Origin of the sequence: Nocardioides humilatus (assembly GCF_008373755.1) — a bacterium.
GTDB classification, from domain to species: domain Bacteria; phylum Actinomycetota; class Actinomycetes; order Propionibacteriales; family Nocardioidaceae; genus Nocardioides; species Nocardioides humilatus.
In genome coordinates this window covers 141,517-156,912 of record NZ_VUJV01000002.1, presented here as the reverse complement: position 1 = coordinate 156,912, position 15,396 = coordinate 141,517, and the positions used below count along the sequence as shown (strand labels likewise).

The window sequence follows — 15,396 nt, the reverse complement described above, 5'->3', positions numbered from 1 at the left end:
GGGCGCTCTTCTGTAAGGTCGGCCAGAGAGGCCGCCTCGCTCCTGGGGCGACCTCGACCCGTGACCGACTCTCCTCCAGAGGAACTCTTCGTCAACATGGCCATCGAGACCGCCCGCAACGACGAGCCCACGATCGGGCGCCTGATCAAGGACGCCCAGACCGACTTCTCCACGCTGATGCGCAAGGAGATCCAGCTCGCGAAGTCCGAGCTCAAGGTCAGCGTGACGGCCGGCGGCATCGGCACGGTGTTCCTGCTCGCAGCCGGCTTCTTCCTGGTGCTCTTCGTGATCATCTTGTCGGTCGCCGCGGGCTACTTCATCAACTGGAACGGCGACGGCCTCGCGCTGCACTGGTCCTTCCTGATCGTTGCGCTCTTCTGGCTCCTGGTCTCGGTGCTCTTGGTCGTCTTCGGCATCAAGAAGCTCAAGCAGGTCAAGGCGCCCGAGCGCGCGATCGAGCAGGGCCGCGAGATCCCGCGCGCCCTCAAGGGCCAGTCGTAGGCAGGTAGTCCAGGGGGATGTGACGTGACGCGGCAACCGGCGGTCGCCGGACGGGCGGAGCAACTGCTCGGCTCGTCGGTGATCTCGACTGCCCCGGTGGCCGGCGGCGACGTCTGCAGTGCGGTCAAGCTGCGGCTCTCCAACGGGCGCACGGCGTTTCTCAAGACACTCACCCAGGCGCCGCCCGCGTTCTTCGAGCGCGAGGCTGCGGGCCTGCGCTGGCTGGCCGAGGTCGACGACGGTGTCGCGACCCCCGAGGTGCTCGCGGTCGACTCCGACTGCCTGATCCTCGGGTGGGTCGAGACCACGCGACCCGGCCAGGAGGCCGCCGCGGCCTTCGGGCGGGCGCTCGCCCGCCTGCACCAGGGCGGGGCGACGGCGTGGGGCGCTGAGGCCGACGGCTACATCGGCCGCCTCCCGCTCCAGAACCAGCCGCTGCCGACGTGGGCCGAGTTCTACGCCGAGCGGCGCATCGCGCCCTACGTCCGGGTCGCCCGCGACAAGGGCCTCATCGAGGCGACCGACGCCGACCTGATCGAGCGGGCTGCCGCTCGGGTCGCGGAGATCGTGCCCGACGAGCCGGCCGCGCGTCTGCACGGCGACCTGTGGAACGGCAACGTCCTCTGGGGCCAGGACGACCGTGTGGTGGTGATCGACCCGGCGGCCTACGGCGGGCACCGCGAGGTCGACCTCGCCATGCTCACCCTCTTCGGCCTCCCCCAGCTCCCCCACGTGCTCGCCGCCTACGACGAGGTCGCCCCGCTGGCCGACGACTGGCAGGACCGCCTCGGCATCCACCAGCTCTTCCCGCTCGTCGTCCACGCCTGCCTCTTCGGCGGCGGCTACGGCGCCCGGGCCGCCAAGATCGCCCAGCGGTTCCTCTGAGCCTCCGCTCGCCTCACCGCGTCTCGATACGCGCGTCACAGCCTCGCAAGCTCGGCCGGGGCGCTACTCGACGTGCACGCCTCATCCCTGACCGTCCTCGTGCCTCGGACGGGCAGGGGCCGCTTCTCAGGCGGCGCTCAGCCGAGTTGGGCATCATGGGGGCGTGTCTCAGCGTCCTCCGCACCCGCCCCGCGTCCTCGTCGTCGACGACGACCGGTCCGTGCGGGAGTCGTTGCGGCGCTCGCTGGAGTTCAACGGCTACGACGTGCACCTCGCGGGCGACGGCGCGGAGGCGCTCGCCGGCATCGGTTCGGTGGTCCCCGACGTCGTCGTGATGGACGTGATGATGCCGCGGCTCGATGGGCTCGAGGCGACCCGTGCGCTGCGCGCGGCGGGCAACGACGTACCGATCCTGGTGCTGACCGCGCGTGACGCGGTGGGCGACCGGGTCGAGGGCCTCGACGCTGGTGCCGACGACTACCTGACCAAGCCCTTCGCACTCCAGGAGCTGCTCGCGCGGCTGCGCGCACTGCTGCGTCGGGTCGCCCCCGCGGCGGAGGGCGACGAGGAGGAGGTGCTCTCCTTCTCGGACCTCACGATGAACATCACCACCCGCGAGGTCACCCGCGCCGATCGTTCGATCGAGCTGACCCGCACCGAGTTCACCCTGCTGGAGATGTTCCTGCGGCGGCCCCGCCGCGTGCTCGAGCGCAGCTTCATCCTCGAGGAGGTGTGGGGCTACGACTTCCCCACGACCGCCAACTCGCTCGAGGTCTACGTCGGCTACCTCCGTCGCAAGACCGAGCTGGCCGAGGAGTCCCGGCTCATCCACACCGTGCGCGGTGTGGGCTATGTCTTGAAGGAATCGTGACGTTCTGGGCCGGCCAGGGGCTCGCGGTCGGACCCGGCCCTGACGGCCGATGGCACTACCGACGATCACTCGCCAGCCGGGTCATTCTGCTGACCACGATGACCGTGGGTCTCGCCGTCGCGCTGGTCGCCGTCGGCGCCTACGTCACCACGCGCATCCAGATGCAGAACAGCCTCGACCACTCGCTGATGAAGCGGGCCAACGCCGCCGCGGAGTCCAACGCCCTCCTGGAGACGGGCATCGGAGGCAACGTCCCGTCGTGGCAGCTGGGTGCGGCCGACGTACGCATCGCCTTCCTGCCGGCCGAGGGGCACGGCCGCGTGCTCGACCAGGGGCCCGACATCCAGCTCGGCACCCCGGAGCGTGACGTCGCCACCGGCGAGACCGAATCCAGCATCCGCACGATCCTCATCGAGGGCGACCGCTACCGCGTCGTGACGGTGCAGACGACCCAGCCCGGCCTCGCCCTAGTGATGGCGCAGTCGCTCGACGACCAGGACCGGATCCTGCGTCGCCTCGGCTGGGTGACGATCGCGTTCGGTGGCTTCGGCGTGTTGATCGCCGGCATGGCCGGCTGGTTGATCGCGAGCAACGGCCTGCGCCCCGTACGGCGCCTCACCGCCTCGGTCGAGCACATCGCGCGCACCGAGGACCTCACTCCCCTGCCCGTCGAGGGCGACGACGAGGTCGCCCGCCTGGCGACCGCCTTCAACCAGATGCTGACAGCGCTGGACGCGTCACGGGTCCGCCAGCGGCAGCTGGTCGCCGACGCGAGCCATGAGCTGCGCACGCCGCTGACCTCTCTCCGCACCAACATCGACCTGCTCACGATGTCCGGCGACCTGTCCTCGATCCCACAGCAGGCCCGCGACGAGCTCATGGAGGACATCCGCGCCCAGATCGAAGAGCTGACGACCCTCATCGGCGACCTCACCGAGCTCGCCCGCGACGAACCCGTGGCCCCGACGGTCGAGGCGGTCGACCTCGCCGACGTCGTCGACCACGCGGTCCAGCGCGTACGACGGCGGGCCCCCACCGTGACCTTCGAGGTGTTCACGCGCCCCTGGTGGGTCGTCGGCGAGGCGCCGGCGTTGGAGCGCGCGGTGACCAACCTCCTCGACAACGCGGCGAAGTGGAGCCCCGACGGCGGCCAGGTGACCGTGCGGCTGTCCGACGGCGTGCTCACCGTCGACGACCAGGGCCCCGGCATCCCCGAGGAGGAGCGGTCCCGCATCTTCGATAGGTTCTGGCGGTCCGCGACGTCGCGGACACTGCCCGGATCCGGCCTCGGTCTCGCGATCGTGCGCAAGGTGGCCGAACGGCACTCGGGATCGATCCAGGCGACGGAGAACGTGGGGGGCGGGGCGCGGCTCGTGCTCAAGCTGCCCGGGACGGAGAAGGTGGATGCGTAGGTCGATCGCGGGGCTCGCGGTGGGTGCGGTCGCCGTACTCCTGCTGGCCGGGTGTGGCGACGACGACAAGGTGGGCGCGAAGCCGGACCTGCCCTCGGAGACGCCGCCGCTGTGGAACCCCTGCGACGTCCTCGACGCTCGGCTCATCGAGCAGACCTTCGGCTCGACGACGGTCGAGGAGCACGGCACGGCGACCGAGCCGGAGTGCCGCTTCAAGCCGAAGGAGAAGTCCGGCGAGGCGGTCGTGACGTCGAGCTACACGCTCTTCGAGGGCACCCTCGCCGAGGCGTGGGACACCATGGGCCAGCCCGACACGGCGTCCGTCACCGAGCCCGACATCAAGGGCGCCGACGCCGCTCGGGTGGTGGCCAGCGTGGTGAAGAAGCAGCTCTACGTCACCGGCTTCGTCGAGAACGGTGACCTGATCCAGAACGTCAACGTCGTCGACCCGGCGCCCTACGACGAGGCACAGGTCCTCGCCGGGGTGAGCACCGTGCTGACGGCGCTGTCGCAGCACGCCGACGACAAGGGCCTCACGAAGTAGCGAGCGCCTGGAGTAGCCGGTCGGCCTTCCACTGGGTCTCGGCGTACTCGTCGGCCACGTCGGAGTCGACCGTGATGCCGCCGCCGGTGCCGACCAGGTAGTCGTCGCCGGCGGTGAGAAGTGTGCGGATGATGACGCCGAGGTCGGCCCGGCCGTCGCCCGACACCCAGCCGAACGCGCCTGCGTAGGCGCCGCGCGGCGTCGCCTCGACCGCGTCGATGATCTCCATCGTCCGCAGCTTCGGCGCACCGGTCATCGAGCCGGCCGGGAAGAGCGCGCGCAGGGCGGCCACGGTCGTGACGTCGTCACGCAGCCGGCCGCGGACCGTCGAGACGAGCTGGTGCACCGAGGCGTAGGACTCGACCTCCATCAGCGTCGGTACGTCGACCGTCCCCACCTCGCACACCTGCGAGAGGTCGTTGCGCAGCAGGTCGACGATCATCAGGTTCTCGGCGCGGTACTTCGGGTCGGTCGCCAACCTCTCCCGCGCCGCCTCGTCCTCCGCGCGGGACTCAGCACGCGCCGTGGTGCCCTTGATCGGCTTGGCCTCGAGCGTCCGGTCGGCGGTGACCAAGGCATAGCGCTCGGGCGACGAGCTCAGCAGCCAGCCGGTCGCGTCCGGGCGGTCGGGCACTGAGTGCTGCAGGAAGCCGGCGTAGGGGGCCGGGTTGAGGCTGCGGAGACGGAGGTACGCCGACGCGGGGTCGATCTCGCTCGCCACCCGGAGCCGGTGGGTGAGGTTGACCTCGTAGGAGTTGCCCGCGTGCAGGTGTTCTTGGACCGCGGCGAAGGCGGCGTCGTAGTCCGCCGGTGGTTTCGAGGCTCGCTGCGCTCGCACCTCAACCAACGGCGGCTCACCCTCGCCGCTGGTTGAGGTGTGAGGCGCGCCAGCGCCGAGCCTCGAAACCAACGGCCCATGGTCGAACATCCGGATGTGGCTCGGCCGCATCCAGATGGCGTCGGGCAGATCCGGGTCGGGCCGTGCGGACAGGTCGGGGCGGGCCGCGTAGCCGAAGTAGCCGAACCACTGGTCGCTCGGGCTCCCCGCAGCCAGCTCGGCCTCGAGCACGACGAACGGGTCGTCGCCGACCACCTCGCTGCGACCGCCCGCGTGGCGGGTCACCTCGCGCGCGGCCGCGTCATAGGTCAGGGAGACGTCGTCGTCGTCGAGCCAGCCGATGATCGACCGCTGGCGCGACCACTCGCGCGCACCGCCGCCGTCAAGCCACACGCACCGGGAGTACGACGCCGCGATCTCGGTGAACGCCGCAGCTGCGTCACCGTGCGTGGTCATGCCCGCTCCAGGAAGTTGGCCACCAGGCGGGCGCCGTGCTCGGTGAGGATCGACTCAGGGTGGAATTGCACACCGCTGATCGACAGGTCCCGGTGCGCGACAGCCATGACGACGTCGCCGGCCGGATCGGCACACGTCGCGGTCACCTCGAGCACGTCGGGCACCTCGTGCGCCCGGAGCGAGTGGTAGCGGACCGCGGCGAAGTCCTGCGGCACCCCCTCGAACAGTCCCGTTCCGCTGTGCCGGACCGACGCCACCACCCCGTGCGCGGGCCGCCCGCGATCGACGCTGCCGCCGAAGTGCGTCACGATCCCCTGCAGCCCGAGGCACACGCCGAGCACGGGTCGACCGAGGTCGAGCAGCGACCAGTCGTGCTCGTCGGGGTGACCGGGACCGGGCGACAGCACGATGGCGTCGTGCGTGGCGAGCTCGGCCGGCGTACAGGCGTCGTGCTGGACCAGCGCCGGCAGCACCCCCGTCACTCCGGCGATGAGGTGCACGAGGTTGTGGGTGTAGGAGTCGTGGTGGTCGACCACGACGACATCAGGCGGCCTCACCACCGGGCCACCTCAGCCCTCAGGGAGCAGCACCGCGGAGACGAGGTCGTGGACGATGTCCCAGCCGCGCTCGGTCAGGATCGACTCGGCATGGAACTGGACGCCTCGGTAGTGCGGGCCGGCCAGCGCGTTGACGTCGCCGCCCACCGGGTCGGTCTCGACCGTGACCCCGACTGGCAGCACGTCGCCCTCGGCCACCCGGCCGACGAAGGTGTTGTAGAAGCCCACCCGCTCACGCCGACCGTGCACGGTGACCTCGGCCTGCGTGCCCTGGAAGACGATGTCCTTGTAGCCGAGCGGGATGCCGAGCTGGTGGCACAGCGCCTGGTGGCCGAGGCACACCGCGAGGAACGGCCGCTCGGCCTCGAGCAGCGACCCGACGGCGCTGCGCAGGTTGACCATCTTCTGGTCGGCGTCGTCGCGCGGGTCGCCCGGACCGGGGCCGACGATGACGAGGTCGTAGCCGTCGAGGCAGCCGGGGGTGTAGTCCTCGTGCCGCACGACCGCCGACGACATGCCCATCACCGCGAGCAGGTGCCGCAGCATGTTCACGAAGTCGTCCTCGCCGTCGAGGATCACGACGCTCTTGCCGGCAAGCCGCGGGTCGGCCGGGGTGCCGGCCTGGTCGGTCAGCCAGAAGCCGGAGAGGCGGCGGTTGCGGGCGTTGAGCGAGATCAACACGTCCTCGTCGGCGGCCAGCGCGGCCAGGTCGACGCCGTGCTCGGGCGCGGGCGGCACCAGGCCGAAGGCCGACAGGATGCCGCCGGCCTTGGCGTGGGTCTCGGCGACCTCGTAGGCCGGGTCGGAGTCGCGCACCAGCGTCGCGCCAGCAGTCACCTTGAGGCGACCGTCGAGGTCGACGTCGGCGGTACGGATCACGATCGGGCTGTCGATGACGGGCAGCCCGTCGAGGTCGCGTCCGATCACGGCGAGAGCAGCGCCGTAGTAGCCGCGGCCCTCCGGTTCGTAGGCCTTGATCAGCCGGCAGGCGTTCTCGACGGGCGAACCGGTGACCGTGGCGGCGTACATCGTGTCGCGCAGGATCTCGCGGACGTCGCGCTTGCTGCGGCCGGCCAAGAGGTATTCGGTGTGGATCAGGTGCGTCATCGGCTTGAGGAACGGGCCGAGGACCTGGCCGCCCTCGTGGCAGATGTCGCACATCATCTTGAGCTCTTCGTCGACGACCATGAAGAGCTCGTAGATCTCCTTCTCGTCCTTCAAGAACTCGAGGAGGCGGGTCTCGATCCGACGGTCGTCGCCCTCGGGCGGCCGGACGCGGAAGGTCCCGGAGATCGGGTTCATCCGGACGTCGCCGCCGTGCACGCTGACGTGGCGCTCGGGGCTCGCGCCGACGAGGTAGCGGTCGCCGGTGAAGAACAGGAAGGTCCAGTAGGCGCCGCGCTCGCGCTCGAGCAGGCGGCGGAAGACGGTCAGCGCCTTGTCGGCGCCCCAGTCGGCGACGACCGCGCGGTAGTGGCGCCCGACGACCAGGTTGGCGCCCTCGCCCTGCCCGATCTCGTCCTTGATGATCGCCTCGACGACCTTGGCGTAGTCGTCGTCATCGACGTCGAAGCCGCCGCGGTCGGAGAAGTCGACGTCGACCGGGTCGATGGCGTCGATGATGTCGGCGACGGAGAACTCGCGCTCCATCTCGACGTCGACCACCACCAGCGGGGTGCCGTCGTCGTGGGCCTCAAAGCCGCGCTCCGCGACCTGGCGGAACGGTACGGCGACCAGCCGGTCGCACTGCCGACCCTCGGCCGGCGGCCCCTCTTCGAGCGGGATGTCCATGATCGAGTCGGCGACCCAGCGGCGGCCACCGAGGACGCCGACGGTGTCGTTGTCGCCCGACCGGGTGGAGCGTCGGATGATCGCCCACGCCTCGTGCCCCTGGATGGCCGTGATGGCTTCCCTGGGCGTGAGAGTCGGCTGAGTCATGGGAGGAGCCTAAGGGTCTAGAGATCAGCGGATCGGGGCACCTGTCGGTCATGGGACCCGGTTCTGACCACACCCGCCCCGATGGGGTCGACGACCTGACCGTGGAAGCACTCGGCAACATCTCCGAGGCGCTGGAGGCCGTGGAGATCGCGCGCGGCCACCTCTACAACTTCCACCGGCTCTCCGGGACCGCCGACCTCACACTGGGGAAGGGCGTCGAGCAGCTCCGGGAAGCGGGCCACACCGAGCTCGCCGACCGGTTCGAGCGGGAGCTCGTCGGGCGCAACGTGCTCGAGGGGCGCTGGACCTTCCAAGTCGTCGAGGAGTACGACGATGGCTACTACGCCCTCTTCCGCACCCTCGAGCGCGACGCCCGGGACGCGCTGGTGGAGGGCAGGCGGCATCTCTTCGAGGCGGAGATGAAGGAGGACCGTCGTACTCATGGCCGGGACGGGCACGAGGCCACTCCTGCCGACTGAGGTCAGACCTCGATGATCGTGAGCGACGGGTCCACGGCCCGGATGTCGTCGGGGTCGGAGGTCATGACGATGTGGCCGTGCTGGCGGGCGTCCAAGGCAACGTGGACATCGATGATGTCGGCATGACCGGAAGCCGCGACCATCTCGCCGAGGATCTTGGCAGTGTCGGAGGTCAGGTCCAGCAGGGTGACGCCTGGGCTGTCCAACAACCGCGCGACGACGGCCTGACGCGCTCCGTCGCGCCACACCTGCGCGACGACCCCCGGCGTGACATGGATCCGTCGACGTGACGACAACGCGTCCTCGATGGCCTGCCGCACGCCGCGGTTCCCGCGCTCGACCGCGATGAGCGCGCCCGCGTCCAGGCTCAGGCCCGGCTTCCTCACTGCCGCCTCGCCGCCTTCGCGGCATCCCGTGCTGCTTCCTTCGCCGCCATCTCCGCGTCAGCGCGGGCGAGCTCGGCCCGCGCCCATGCCTTGTCCTCAACGCTCGGCGGACCGAACTCCTTGTCGAACTCCTCGAAGAAGTCCCCGAGAGGTTCCCGGGCTGCCTTCTCCTGCATCGCCCGGGCCACGAAGTCGGAGACCGACGCGGCCTCGCCTTCCTCCACCGCCCTCTTGGCGTGGGCGACCAGGTGGTCGGCCAGGCTCACGGTGATCCGGGTCGTCATACTTTGATCATACGCCCGTGCAGTCATCCCACGAGGGTGCGCGACGGAGCCCAGATCGCCAAAGGAGACCGGTCGACCTGTGGAGAACCCGTTCAGACGCCCAGCGCGAGGAAGGCGGCGGCGGTGCCGGCGGCGACGGGATCGGCGGCCGCCGCGCGCCGCACCTCGAGGAGGGCGTGCGCCGGGTCCTCGCCCCGCGCCAGTGCGTCGTGGAGCCCGACCATCAGTTCCGCCGTCGCGCGGTCGTTGACCTCGGCGACGCTGCTCACCAGGCCCGCGGTGCCGAGGGAGAAGAGCGCGGCGGCCAAGCCGAGCAGTTCCTCGGCGCCGACCGGAGCAAGCACGCCGGACTCGCACGCGGAGAGCACCACTCGGTAAGGAGCGCTCTTGAGGCGCTCGAGGTCGTGCACGGTGAGCGGCCCGTCGGCGAGATCGAGGGCCGAGAAGAGCGGGCTGTCCGCCCGGAACCGCCCGTGGGTCGCCAGGTGCGCGAGGTCCGCCCCGTCGAGCTGGTCAAGGACAGCAGCCAGGGTGGCGTCGCGCCCGTCGAGGAGTACCGCGTCGGGGTGCCTCTTGGCGAGGACCGGAACCTCCGCCCCACCGGACTCGAGGTCGGGGCCGGCGACGAGAAGCGTGCGCCGTGGCGTCGGTCGCTTCCTCTCGTTGGCGCGGAGCCACTGGCCGGCGGACGGCACGATGCCGAAGGCGCGGTCGTGCAACGTCGGCAGCAACGACCAGGCGAGCCCGTGGAGCCGCGCGGTCGGTGCAAGCGTCACGGGACCGTCCGGGATCAGGCGGACGGCATCGCCGAGGATCGCGTCCTGCAGGCGTCGACCGATGTCGGCCGTGTTGGCCGGGCGGCCGCGAGCGGCCCGGCGCAGCAGCATGCTGGTCGGACCGAGCAGGTCGGCGACCTCCTGGGTGGAGCCGGCCACCTTGCGCCGTACTCGTCCGTTGTGTACGACCAGCACGTGGAGCACCCCGTCGACGTCGACGAGCTCCACCAGGCATCCGTCGCCCACGCCAGTGACGATCTCCTCGACCGACGCCGACCGCTGGGAGTCGCCCGCCGCGGAAATCGTGTGGCTCTCGGCGCGCACCGCCCGCTCGAGCCGGAGCTGCTCCTTCTCGAGGTCCTCGGTCGGCACACCATCTTGCCGAGCCTCGACGAGGCGACGCCCGTTGTCGCGGAGGGCAGCCAAGGACGCAGGGATGGAAGCGGCGTCGGAGGTCGCCGGTGGCTGGGCGAGCGACGTGGCACGAGTGCGCTCGCTCCACCGGAGCAATGTGCGCGGGTGGTGGACGGCGTGCCGGACGGCGATCTCGGTGAGCTGACGACCATGCGTCGAGGCCAGCGCGCGCAGCTCGGAGGAGCCCATCGAGCGACGGTGCTCGTCGATGGCGGCCACACCCGCGGCGCAGGCTCGCAGGACTCCCGTCCGATCGTCGAGCTCGTCGCGTGCCAAGGCGGAGCCGAGGTAGGCGCTCGCGCGGACGAGCGGGTTGGCTCGCTGGTGGTAGGCAGCGGCCCGTTCGTAGAACTCGACGCGCGCGGCACCTCGGCTCAACCTGCCGGCCAGGACCAGCGCGACCGGAGCTTCGTCGGCTCGGTCGCGATCGAGCTCGGCCGCGATCGCGACGGCATCCGTCCGCGGCCGCTTGCCGAGACCGACGCCGGCTTCGACCGCGGCAAGCCGTGCGCGGGTCGCGAACCAATCGCGGCGTTGGCGTCGGAAGAGGTCCGCCGCGAGCCGCGCCGCCGCGTACGCGCCCTCGGCGTCCCCCGCCGCTGAGAGTGCGATGGATCGGCGAAGGTGCATCTCCGCTTCCTCGAGCGCGGAAAGGGCGGGTGTCTGCCGGAGGTACCGGTCGAGCAGCTCGACGGCCTCGTCGGCAAGACCCGCTGCCAGGTAGGCCGTCGCCCAGTGCCCGACCACGTCGGGCTTCGCTGACCTGCCCGACAGCTCGTACGCCGCCCAGGCCCGCGCGTAGAGGTCCAGGCTTCTCGCCAGGTCACCCCGAGCGAGCGCGATCTCTGCCAGGTTCTCCTCAGCCGTGATCCGTTCGAGGCCGGCGCCGACCTCCTCGAACAGCCCGGCAGCTCGTCGGACCTGGTCCTCGGCCCGATCCAGGTTTCCCAGCCGCAGCTCGATGTGAGCGAGCCACACGCGCCCACGCGCCTCCCACTCGCGATCACCCTGGGCGGCGATGCCCTCCAGCGCCGCTCGCATCACCGCGCCTGCTTCGGCATGGCGGCCGAGCATCGCGAGCACCGCGGCGCGACGCACCCGCACGCGGGCGGCGCCTGGTTCCACCGCACCGTTCTCGGCGAGCACGAGCTGGCGCAGTCCGGCGCGGGTCATGCCGGCGACGACGAGAGTGCCGCCGTACGTCGCTCGCACATCGCGCAGGCGGTCGTCCGATCCGCTGGACCGGGCCGAGCGGAGCGCCATCCGCAGGCGGCGGACTGCCTCGTCCACGTCGCCCGACTCACGCAGGACGATGCCCAGGGCCTGGTGCGCGAAGGAGTGCTGCAGGGGATCTGCGGCGGCGGCCAGGAGCCCCTCGGCGACCTCGACGGCCGCAACGGGATCGTCGAAAGCGAGGTCCAGCAGATCCTGCATCGAAGCCTCGCACGAAGTTTCAGGGCTAGCCCTGTTTACGGACGTCTCGGAGCGGCACTACGTTAGCGCCGCTCGGGGGACACTGCCCGCGAGCAGCCCCCCACCACGCTCCCCGAGGTGCGCCATGAGCGAGTCCCCCCGATCGAGCTTCTCCCTCAGCGTCGTGATCGCACGGGTGAGGCGCCTCTTCCCGTGGTGGCACCCGGTCCAGCCCCCGGTGGTGGTGGAAGACCCGGATCGCCACGGTGCGGAGCGCCTGCGCGACCAGGTCGGCGTCATCCGCCGGGCCTTCGCCGAGGCGTGGGGCGACGACGGAGAGGTCGCCGTCGCCGGGCCGAAGGGCTCCCGCGGCCGCGACGAGGAAGCGACCTTCCTCTACCACCCCCGCCGGGTGCTCGTGCGCGACGGAGACGACTTCGCGCTGCTCACCGAGTTCTTCGGCGACCCCGTTCGCCGCGACGACTTCGAGGGCGAGCTCCGGCGCGAGGGTGAGCCCGTCCCCGGATCGATGGTGACGGTCGAGGTCCCGCTGCGTCGCGACGGCGGCGACGCTGTGCTCGTGACGCTCGCCGAGCTCGACCGGGCACACCCCGACCGGGCGGCGCAGCGCAAGCCGGTCGCGCAGCCCGACCACGTCCTCTACGTCACGAGCTATGGCCGGCTGTGCCCCTTCACCGAGCCCGAGGAACCGCCCTGCGCCGAACCCGTCCCTGGCATGACCACCGACGGGAGCGCTGGTGACGGCGTCCGGATCTCGGTCGTCGACACCGGCTTGTGGGCGCAGGCGACCACGAGCTCCGACACCGACTGGCTCGCGGGAGTGACGCCGGCCGACCCGCTGGACGTCGAGACGGTCGACCCCAACGCGATCCACGAGTACGCCGGCCACGGCACCTTCGTCGCGGGCATCGTCCGCTGCCTGGCACCTCGTGCCGCGGTCGAGGTCGAGGGCGCGCTGCCCAACGGCGGCGCGGTCTTCGAGTCGAAGATCTGCGAGCAGCTGCACCAGGCGCTGACCGACCGTTCGGATCCGCAGCTCATCAGCATCTCGGCCGGCACCCACACCCGCGAGAACATGGGCCTGCTCGGCTTCGAGATCCTGGCCGAGAACCACGGCCTGACCGACGGAACGAAGGGCCTGGTCGTCGCCGCTGCGGGCAACGACAACTCGCGCGACGAGTTCTATCCTGCGGCGTTCCCGTGGGTCGTCGCCGTGGGAGCGCTCGACGAGCAGGGCAACGTGGCGTCGTACTCCAACTACGGCCCGTGGGTCGACGTCTGGGCGCGGGGCAGCAACCTGGTCAACGCGTTCCCCGAGGGCACCTACACCTGCTACGAGGCGCCGAACAAGGGCCAGGTGCGCAACTTCAAGTTCCTTGCCCAGTGGAGCGGCACGTCGTTCGCGACTCCGATCGTGACGGGTGCCATCGCCGCGCAGATGAGTGCCTCCGGCAACACGACCGATCCGAGGAAGGCCTTCGACGAGCTCGACAAGGCCGCGTCGGTGGTCAAGGACGGCAAGGCCGGCGGCAAGAAGCACCTCGGCCCGCTCTGACGCTTGAGTTGGGGGGCTGAGAGTGACCTATAGGTCACTCTCAGCCCCCCAACTGCGTCTACAGCGTCGCCCAGGGGGTGGTGAGGCTCCACCCACCCCGCACCACGACGAACCGCACCGGTCCAGGAGCGACGTCGTCGAAGCGGAAGAAGCCAGAGGCGTCGGTCTCGGTGACGCGGTCCTCGGCGCCGGGACGCTGCAGCGACACCGCAGCGGGCTCGTCGGAGGCGTCGTCGTCGATGACCTCGCCGAGCAGGGAGCTGCCGGTCACCTCGATCTCGATCGTGACCGCTCCGCGAATGAAGGAGAGCGACCGCGGCGAATCCCCGGAGGAGCGAACAGCCGCACCAGCGTCGAGCGCGGAGTCGTGGAGCAGCTCGGCGAGCTCCTCGTCCACGGTGCGCCACGTGAACGCGGCACTCGCAGCGAGCCGCCGGCGCTCCGTGACCTCGGGGTCATCGACCGTCTCGGCCACGGCCTCAGCCAGCTCGGCCATCAGCTCGTCGTCGCCGAGCTCATCCCACCTGGACATCAGTTGCCACCTCCCACCGGGTCGGGACCGATGCCGCGCAGGGCAGTGATCTTGCGGAGCTGGTCGAGCGCGCGAGCGCGGGTCGGACCGATGCTGCCGATGGGGATGCCGAGACGAGCACTGATCTCCTCGTAGGGGACGGGCGGGTCGTCGAGGAGCAGGAGCAGGAGGTCGCGGCGTGCGGCCGGCAGCTCGAGGAGCGCGTCGCGGAGCACCTGACGGCGCTCGGCCGCGAGCAGGTCCTCGTGGGCGATGTCGTCGACGACGGCATCCAGGCCGACCTCGGATTGCGGGTCCACCGGGCGCATGCGCCCCCGGGCGTTGATGACGCGGAGGCACTCGTTGCGGGTCGTCGTGCGGATCCAGCCGGGGAGGGCGTCGGGTTCGCGGAGGGCGCCGAGGTGCTCGACGAGGCGCAGCCAGACCGTCTGGCTGACGTCATCGCCATCAGCCTCGGAGAGTCGGTGCTGCCGGATGACTGATCCCACCAGCGGCAGGAATCTGTCGACGATCGCGTCCCAGGCATGTTGGTCCCCCTCCCGCGCCGCGGGGACGAGAGTCGCGAGCGGTTCCGTCGTGTCCATCAGGTGCATCGTCCCGCAAAGAGGAGCCGTGACGCAGCCCACTTGATACATCAAAAGAATCTCGTATCAAGCGGGCCGGCCCGCTCCTCCTTCCTCCGTAAAGCAGCGGTGACTCCCCACCGCTCACCCGGAAGGACAACAGCAATGACTTGGAACGAGACCCACGCACGTACCGCCATCTTCCGCGAGGTCGAGGCGGCGGCGGCCGCCGACATGTCGGGGGCGCTCCCCTGGCGCGAGGAGTGGGCGCAGTACTTCGGCTGCCCCGAGAACCTCGTGAAGGCGCTCCGCGCCCGCTGGAACCACATGGTCGAGGCCCAGCTCGACATCCGCACGGGCGAGGACGCCCTGCAGGACGCCTACCAGCAGCTGCGCCGCAGCCAGGCCGGCATCCTCGCGATCCTGAAGAAGGCCAGCGAGACCCCGATCGAGGCCGGCGCCAAGGTCTACGCGCTGACCGGCGCCTCCCGGGTCATCACCCCGGCCAAGGGCCGCGTCCACCGCTTCTGGGTCGGCCCGGTCCTCCGGTGACGCTCACCCTCGTCGAGCCGGTCCAGTCGTCCACCGGGGGACGACTGGACCGCCTCTCGTGCCGAGAGCTCGAGGTGCTCCGACTGATGGCCGAAGGCCGCTCCAACCTGGCCATCGCCACCGAGCTCTACCTCGCGGGCAAGACCGTCGAGACGGTCTGCTCCAACATCTTCCGCAAGCTCGAGCTCCACCTCTCCGACGACGTCAACCGTCGGGTGCTCGCGGTGCTCACGCTCCTCCGCGAGGACGGCGCGATCAGCTGAGCGCGTCGCCGGACACCACTTGTCCGGGCCGGCTTTTGCTTAAAGGGTGCGCTCAGCATCGCGCGGGCCTACGTTGGCGAGATAGCGACTCGAATCCGTCGGGCCAGCTGCCGCTCCCGTTAGGCACGCCATGTCCCGATCGCTTCGTCTTGTCCT

17 protein-coding genes are annotated in these 15,396 nt (G+C 70.8%); 9 read left to right on the top strand and 8 right to left on the bottom strand.

The genetic code is table 11. From position 1 onward, the window contains the following. Positions 1 to 96 precede the first annotated feature (96 nt). The 5 genes from F0U44_RS07595 (at position 97) to F0U44_RS07575 (ending at position 4,213) form a co-directional block, all read left to right on the top strand. Positions 97 to 501, top strand: a complete 405-nt coding sequence (locus F0U44_RS07595) for a phage holin family protein (RefSeq protein ID WP_149727696.1) — start codon at positions 97 to 99, stop codon at positions 499 to 501. A gap of 24 nt (positions 502 to 525) precedes the next feature. Beyond that, complete coding sequence (locus F0U44_RS07590; protein ID WP_149727695.1) at positions 526 to 1,386, top strand: fructosamine kinase family protein; 861 nt, start codon at positions 526 to 528, stop codon at positions 1,384 to 1,386. 163 nt (positions 1,387 to 1,549) lie between these two features. Further along, on the top strand, positions 1,550 to 2,257 hold the full coding sequence (locus F0U44_RS07585) for a response regulator transcription factor (RefSeq protein WP_149727694.1): 708 nt from the start codon (positions 1,550 to 1,552) through the stop codon (positions 2,255 to 2,257). Further along, a complete protein-coding gene (locus F0U44_RS07580) occupies positions 2,254 to 3,669 on the top strand; it encodes a sensor histidine kinase (protein WP_246160363.1) in 1,416 nt (471 codons plus the stop codon). The genes F0U44_RS07585 and F0U44_RS07580 overlap by 4 nt, the downstream gene beginning before the upstream one ends. Further along, on the top strand, positions 3,662 to 4,213 hold the full coding sequence (locus F0U44_RS07575) for a hypothetical protein (RefSeq protein ID WP_149727693.1): 552 nt from the start codon (positions 3,662 to 3,664) through the stop codon (positions 4,211 to 4,213). Before F0U44_RS07580 ends, F0U44_RS07575 begins: the two co-directional genes overlap by 8 nt. Here the strand turns inward: F0U44_RS07575 and F0U44_RS07570 are convergent. Genes F0U44_RS07570 through F0U44_RS07560 form a run of 3 tightly spaced genes read right to left on the bottom strand, consistent with a single transcriptional unit; the run spans position 4,203 to position 8,002 of the window. Beyond that, positions 4,203 to 5,507: an anthranilate synthase component I family protein gene (locus F0U44_RS07570; protein ID WP_149727692.1), complete on the bottom strand. Its 1,305-nt coding sequence runs from the start codon at positions 5,505 to 5,507 to the stop codon at positions 4,203 to 4,205. The two genes, F0U44_RS07575 and F0U44_RS07570, sit on opposite strands and share 11 nt — an antisense overlap. Continuing rightward, complete coding sequence (locus F0U44_RS07565; RefSeq protein WP_149727691.1) at positions 5,504 to 6,064, bottom strand: anthranilate synthase component II; 561 nt, start codon at positions 6,062 to 6,064, stop codon at positions 5,504 to 5,506. Before F0U44_RS07565 ends, F0U44_RS07570 begins: the two co-directional genes overlap by 4 nt. A gap of 12 nt (positions 6,065 to 6,076) precedes the next feature. Next, positions 6,077 to 8,002: an anthranilate synthase family protein gene (locus F0U44_RS07560; RefSeq protein ID WP_149727690.1), complete on the bottom strand. Its 1,926-nt coding sequence runs from the start codon at positions 8,000 to 8,002 to the stop codon at positions 6,077 to 6,079. Positions 8,003 to 8,052: 50 nt separating this feature from the next. On the opposite strand from F0U44_RS07560, the gene F0U44_RS07555 reads away from it, so the two are divergent. Then, positions 8,053 to 8,481 (top strand): hypothetical protein, encoded by a 429-nt coding sequence (locus tag F0U44_RS07555; RefSeq protein ID WP_149727689.1) that lies wholly within the window; start codon positions 8,053 to 8,055, stop codon positions 8,479 to 8,481. A gap of 2 nt (positions 8,482 to 8,483) precedes the next feature. On the opposite strand, the gene F0U44_RS07550 is transcribed toward F0U44_RS07555, so the two are convergent. From F0U44_RS07550 to F0U44_RS07540, 3 genes are all read right to left on the bottom strand, one after another. Next, positions 8,484 to 8,867, bottom strand: a complete 384-nt coding sequence (locus F0U44_RS07550) for a type II toxin-antitoxin system VapC family toxin (protein WP_149727688.1) — start codon at positions 8,865 to 8,867, stop codon at positions 8,484 to 8,486. Then, positions 8,864 to 9,151 carry a toxin-antitoxin system antitoxin subunit gene (locus F0U44_RS07545; protein ID WP_149727687.1) on the bottom strand — a complete coding sequence of 96 codons (288 nt, stop codon included), beginning with the start codon at positions 9,149 to 9,151 and terminating at the stop codon, positions 8,864 to 8,866. The genes F0U44_RS07550 and F0U44_RS07545 overlap by 4 nt, the downstream gene beginning before the upstream one ends. A gap of 92 nt (positions 9,152 to 9,243) precedes the next feature. Continuing rightward, positions 9,244 to 11,775 carry a CHAT domain-containing protein gene (locus F0U44_RS07540; protein ID WP_149727686.1) on the bottom strand — a complete coding sequence of 844 codons (2,532 nt, stop codon included), beginning with the start codon at positions 11,773 to 11,775 and terminating at the stop codon, positions 9,244 to 9,246. A gap of 124 nt (positions 11,776 to 11,899) precedes the next feature. Between F0U44_RS07540 and F0U44_RS07535 the strand changes: the two genes are divergently transcribed. Beyond that, a complete protein-coding gene (locus tag F0U44_RS07535) occupies positions 11,900 to 13,330 on the top strand; it encodes a S8 family peptidase (RefSeq protein ID WP_149727685.1) in 1,431 nt (476 codons plus the stop codon). 58 nt (positions 13,331 to 13,388) lie between these two features. Here F0U44_RS07535 and F0U44_RS07530 read toward each other — a convergent pair whose 3' ends face one another. Further along, the gene (locus F0U44_RS07530; RefSeq protein ID WP_149727684.1) at positions 13,389 to 13,862 is read right to left on the bottom strand and encodes a carboxypeptidase-like regulatory domain-containing protein; all 474 of its coding nucleotides are present in this window, start codon (positions 13,860 to 13,862) and stop codon (positions 13,389 to 13,391) included. After that, positions 13,862 to 14,446, bottom strand: a complete 585-nt coding sequence (locus F0U44_RS07525; RefSeq protein ID WP_149727683.1) for an RNA polymerase sigma factor — start codon at positions 14,444 to 14,446, stop codon at positions 13,862 to 13,864. Before F0U44_RS07525 ends, F0U44_RS07530 begins: the two co-directional genes overlap by 1 nt. Before the next feature lie 144 nt (positions 14,447 to 14,590). On the opposite strand from F0U44_RS07525, the gene F0U44_RS07520 reads away from it, so the two are divergent. Further along, positions 14,591 to 14,977 (top strand): hypothetical protein, encoded by a 387-nt coding sequence (locus F0U44_RS07520; RefSeq protein WP_149727682.1) that lies wholly within the window; start codon positions 14,591 to 14,593, stop codon positions 14,975 to 14,977. Continuing rightward, positions 14,974 to 15,240, top strand: coding sequence for a response regulator transcription factor (locus F0U44_RS07515; RefSeq protein ID WP_246160362.1), 267 nt, complete (start codon positions 14,974 to 14,976; stop codon positions 15,238 to 15,240). Before F0U44_RS07520 ends, F0U44_RS07515 begins: the two co-directional genes overlap by 4 nt. Positions 15,241 to 15,396: the final 156 nt, after the last annotated feature.

Bases quoted from the DNA above. Each gene is read 5' to 3' on its own strand.
- F0U44_RS07595 (WP_149727696.1), top strand. From the start codon at position 97: ATGGCCATCGAGACCGCCCGCAACGACGAGCCCACGATCGGGCGCCTG.
- F0U44_RS07575 (WP_149727693.1), top strand. From the start codon at position 3,662: ATGCGTAGGTCGATCGCGGGGCTCGCGGTGGGTGCGGTCGCCGTACTC.
- F0U44_RS07570 (WP_149727692.1), bottom strand. From the start codon at position 5,507: ATGACCACGCACGGTGACGCAGCTGCGGCGTTCACCGAGATCGCGGCG.
- F0U44_RS07560 (WP_149727690.1), bottom strand. From the start codon at position 8,002: ATGACTCAGCCGACTCTCACGCCCAGGGAAGCCATCACGGCCATCCAG.
- F0U44_RS07555 (WP_149727689.1), top strand. From the start codon at position 8,053: ATGGGACCCGGTTCTGACCACACCCGCCCCGATGGGGTCGACGACCTG.
- F0U44_RS07545 (WP_149727687.1), bottom strand. From the start codon at position 9,151: ATGACGACCCGGATCACCGTGAGCCTGGCCGACCACCTGGTCGCCCAC.
- F0U44_RS07540 (WP_149727686.1), bottom strand. From the start codon at position 11,775: ATGCAGGATCTGCTGGACCTCGCTTTCGACGATCCCGTTGCGGCCGTC.
- F0U44_RS07535 (WP_149727685.1), top strand. From the start codon at position 11,900: ATGAGCGAGTCCCCCCGATCGAGCTTCTCCCTCAGCGTCGTGATCGCA.
- F0U44_RS07530 (WP_149727684.1), bottom strand. From the start codon at position 13,862: ATGTCCAGGTGGGATGAGCTCGGCGACGACGAGCTGATGGCCGAGCTG.
- F0U44_RS07525 (WP_149727683.1), bottom strand. From the start codon at position 14,446: ATGGACACGACGGAACCGCTCGCGACTCTCGTCCCCGCGGCGCGGGAG.
- F0U44_RS07520 (WP_149727682.1), top strand. From the start codon at position 14,591: ATGACTTGGAACGAGACCCACGCACGTACCGCCATCTTCCGCGAGGTC.